This is a genomic window from Vibrio sp. 10N.261.52.A1 (genome assembly GCF_002876325.1).
GTDB lineage: Bacteria > Pseudomonadota > Gammaproteobacteria > Enterobacterales > Vibrionaceae > Vibrio > Vibrio chagasii.
The window spans coordinates 1-2,982 of sequence record NZ_MCYD01000370.1; the positions used below are offsets into that span (position 1 = coordinate 1).

Sequence of the window (2,982 nt, forward strand, 5' to 3'; positions counted from 1 at the left end):
ATTTCAGTCTGGTATGAAGGTTTTACAAAGTCAAAAGATCAGGGAAATAAGGCTTTGATATATTTATGTAAATAAAATGTTACATAAAGAGCTATTTCGAAAAATAGCGTAAATTTGGCGCTTACAATGAGTGGGGATAGGCTTAAAGGGAGACATTCGAAAGGAGGTACGTAATGACTCAATATCATTCTAAGCCCGTGAGCCAAGAGGGATGGGTTGAGTGGAGCCTCGAAGAAGACGCCATTTGGCACGACTTGGTGAAAAGGCAACTGGACGTCATTGATGATCGCGCATGTGAAGCTTATTTGCATGGATTGACGCTGCTTGATCTGCCATTAGACAGAGTTCCTCAACTCCCTGAGATAAACAAAGTTCTAAAGGAAACAACAGGTTGGCAAGTACAGCCCGTACCTGCGTTGATCGATTTCGACCGTTTCTTTGATTTGCTCGCTAATAAGCGATTCCCTGTAGCAACATTTTTGAGAACGCGAGACGAGTTTGATTACCTACAGGAACCAGATTTCTTTCATGAAATTTTTGGTCACTGTGCCATGCTCACTAACCCTGATTTTGCCGCTTTCACTGAGCAATATGGAAAGCTAGGCCAAGCCGCCACCTCTAAACAGCGAGGTTATCTTGCCCGTTTGTATTGGTTTACGGTTGAGTTCGGATTAGTAAAAGAGGGCGATAAATTGAAAATCTACGGCGGCGGCATTCTCTCTTCTCCAGCAGAAACCAATTATGCGCTAGAAGGGGATTTGGCCGTTCGTGAGCGTTTTGATTTACAAACGGTGCTAAGAACCCCTTATCGCATCGACATCATGCAACCGAAATATTATGTGATTAATGATCTGGCTGAGCTATTTCAAATCAGTCAAGAAAACCTGTTACAGCAAGCTGATCTCGCAATTGAAGCGGGGTTACTACCACCACTTTTTGAACCCAAGGAACCGACACATGTTGAATGAATTAAAATGCGAAGCCTGCAGTATTGACGCGATTGCCCTGAGTAAAGATGAGCAGCAGTCTCTTTTGTTGGAGTTGTCTGACTGGCAAATCATCGAAAGAGACGGCATTCCGCAGCTTGAGAAGGTGTACAAATTTAAAAACTACAAGCAAGCATGGGCATTCAGCAACAAAGTGTCAGAGTTGGCAGAAGAAGAGTTCCATCATCCTTCTATCTTATTAGAGTGGGGCAAAGTCACCGTCACTTGGTGGAGCCACTCAATCAAAGGCCTGCACAAAAATGACTTCATCTGCGCCTCACGCTGCGATGTGTTCGCGGAGAGTGAATAGTCCTTCTGGGCTGGAGAAGTACTTCTCCAGCCATTGTGATTCGAATACCTCATTCTTCGGCTCATTTGGTGAGTCGAATAAGTGATACTTTCTCATCAAGGGGCATAAGTTCTCTTAAACTAACTTGACCTGCATCAGCACTTGCTTGGTTTCTTGTCTCATAAATCCTTTCTACTACTCATAGTATTGGTTTTATGAGGCTGCTCTATGATATATTTCTCGGCCAAGTGTATTACAGACGAAGGCGACTAATGTCTATCAACCTTTCACTCCTTCCACCCAGCGAGAAAAACAAAATCGAACTGGATAAGCAGGCATCGTTTCTAGTATGGAAATTGAAGCAGGCTAAATGTGGCCCTGAAGCCATTGTTGAAGAAGCAATGAAGCTCGGTGACCCAGATGAAAAGGCGTGGTTTGAACAGTCTGTAGAAAAATACAAACGAGTAATGGGCGTCGCATAACCGCAGACAAACCTTGCTCAGCAAAGCTGTAGAATTGAAATGACACAGTAATTTGCTAGAATTTGCCCCGTTAATTGAATCAGAGAGAAGATCCCGATGGGAAGAAGTTTTGAAGTGCGCAAAGCCTCAATGGCTAAAACTGCTGGCGCAAAAATTAAAGTTTATTCCAAATACGGTAAAGAAATTTACATGTGTGCGAAGAATGGTGGTTCAGATCCAGACATGAACCTGTCGCTTAAGCACCTTATTGCTAAAGCGAAGAAAGACCAAGTTCCTGCACACGTTATCGACAAAGCGATCGACAAAGCAAACGGCGGCGGTGGTGAAGACTACGCTCCAGCTCGTTACGAAGGCTTTGGCCCAGGCGGCACAAGCGTAATCGTTGACTGTCTAACTGACAACGGTAACCGTACTTTCCAAGACGTTCGCCAATGTTTCGTTAAAACTGGCGCGAAAATCGGTGTTGAAGGTTCTGTTTCTCACATGTTCGCTCACCAGGCTGTATTCCAGTTCAAAGGTGAAGATGACGAGATCATCCTAGAAACACTAATGATGGACGACGTAGACGTAACAGATGTAGAGCTAGAAGATGGTGTAATCACTGTATTCGCTCCAACAACTGAGTTCTTCAAAACGAAGACTGCACTAACTAACGCGTTCCCTGAGCTAGTTCTAGATGTTGAGGAAATCACTTTCGTTCCTCAAACTATGACGCCAGTAGCGGAAGAAGATTCTGAGAAGTTCCAGAAGTTCCTAGACCTTCTTGATGACTGTGATGACGTTCAGCAGGTTTACCACAACGCTGAGCTGTAATTTTTACAGTGACAATAGTTAATAAAAAACCGAGCCTAGTGCTCGGTTTTTTTATGCTTTGAGTATTGAACAAGCCTTGATCATCGTTCCGTATTTTTGCTAACAAAGAGTCCGTTAATACAGCACTGATTAGCAAAGCGTGCGCGGTCGACAAATCCACTCAGATAGCTTTCGAATCAAAGGGAGTACTGTAAGATTCAGCACAATGGCACACGGCCAAGCAAGGAAGAAGCTTTGTAACCAGATTGGCGGCCAATCGTGGCTGAATCCCATTTTATAGCCAGAAATTAACCCAGACATGATGGTTGCCATGGTGAGGGAGGATAAAATCGCGGTTACCCAAAATTGTTTTTTGTTCATATATGTTTCTCCCGTGATTTTCTGTAACTGATGAGATAAGGTTATAATTATC

General features: G+C 43.6%; 5 protein-coding genes. 4 read left to right on the forward strand and 1 reads right to left on the reverse strand.

All coding sequences use genetic code 11. The annotated features are described in order from the left end of the window. Nucleotides 1-173: 173 nt before the first annotated feature. The 4 genes from phhA to BCT81_RS04450 all read left to right on the forward strand — a co-directional run bounded on the left by phhA (nucleotide 174) and on the right by BCT81_RS04450 (nucleotide 2,570). Nucleotides 174-968 carry a phenylalanine 4-monooxygenase gene (phhA, locus tag BCT81_RS04435; RefSeq protein WP_102423351.1) on the forward strand — a complete coding sequence of 265 codons (795 nt, stop codon included), beginning with the start codon at nucleotides 174-176 and terminating at the stop codon, nucleotides 966-968. Next, entirely contained in the window at nucleotides 958-1,296 is a 339-nt protein-coding gene (locus BCT81_RS04440) for a 4a-hydroxytetrahydrobiopterin dehydratase (RefSeq protein ID WP_102423352.1), read from the forward strand. Before phhA ends, BCT81_RS04440 begins: the two co-directional genes overlap by 11 nt. A gap of 251 nt (nucleotides 1,297-1,547) precedes the next feature. Continuing rightward, complete coding sequence (locus BCT81_RS04445) at nucleotides 1,548-1,757, forward strand: DUF3283 family protein (protein WP_004736949.1); 210 nt, start codon at nucleotides 1,548-1,550, stop codon at nucleotides 1,755-1,757. A 96-nt stretch (nucleotides 1,758-1,853) separates the two neighbouring features. Then, nucleotides 1,854-2,570, forward strand: coding sequence for a YebC/PmpR family DNA-binding transcriptional regulator (locus BCT81_RS04450; RefSeq protein WP_004736950.1), 717 nt, complete (start codon nucleotides 1,854-1,856; stop codon nucleotides 2,568-2,570). 129 nt (nucleotides 2,571-2,699) lie between these two features. Here the strand turns inward: BCT81_RS04450 and BCT81_RS04455 are convergent, their stop codons facing one another. Next, complete coding sequence (locus tag BCT81_RS04455) at nucleotides 2,700-2,930, reverse strand: DUF2798 domain-containing protein (protein WP_102423353.1); 231 nt, start codon at nucleotides 2,928-2,930, stop codon at nucleotides 2,700-2,702. Nucleotides 2,931-2,982: the final 52 nt, after the last annotated feature.

What these genes read in the sequence shown, in the direction of transcription:
- phhA (WP_102423351.1), top strand. Translation starts at nt 174, where the DNA reads ATGACTCAATATCATTCTAAGCCCGTGAGCCAAGAGGGATGGGTTGAG.
- BCT81_RS04440 (WP_102423352.1), top strand. Translation starts at nt 958, where the DNA reads ATGTTGAATGAATTAAAATGCGAAGCCTGCAGTATTGACGCGATTGCC.
- BCT81_RS04445 (WP_004736949.1), top strand. Translation starts at nt 1,548, where the DNA reads ATGTCTATCAACCTTTCACTCCTTCCACCCAGCGAGAAAAACAAAATC.
- BCT81_RS04450 (WP_004736950.1), top strand. Translation starts at nt 1,854, where the DNA reads ATGGGAAGAAGTTTTGAAGTGCGCAAAGCCTCAATGGCTAAAACTGCT.
- BCT81_RS04455 (WP_102423353.1), bottom strand. Translation starts at nt 2,930, where the DNA reads ATGAACAAAAAACAATTTTGGGTAACCGCGATTTTATCCTCCCTCACC.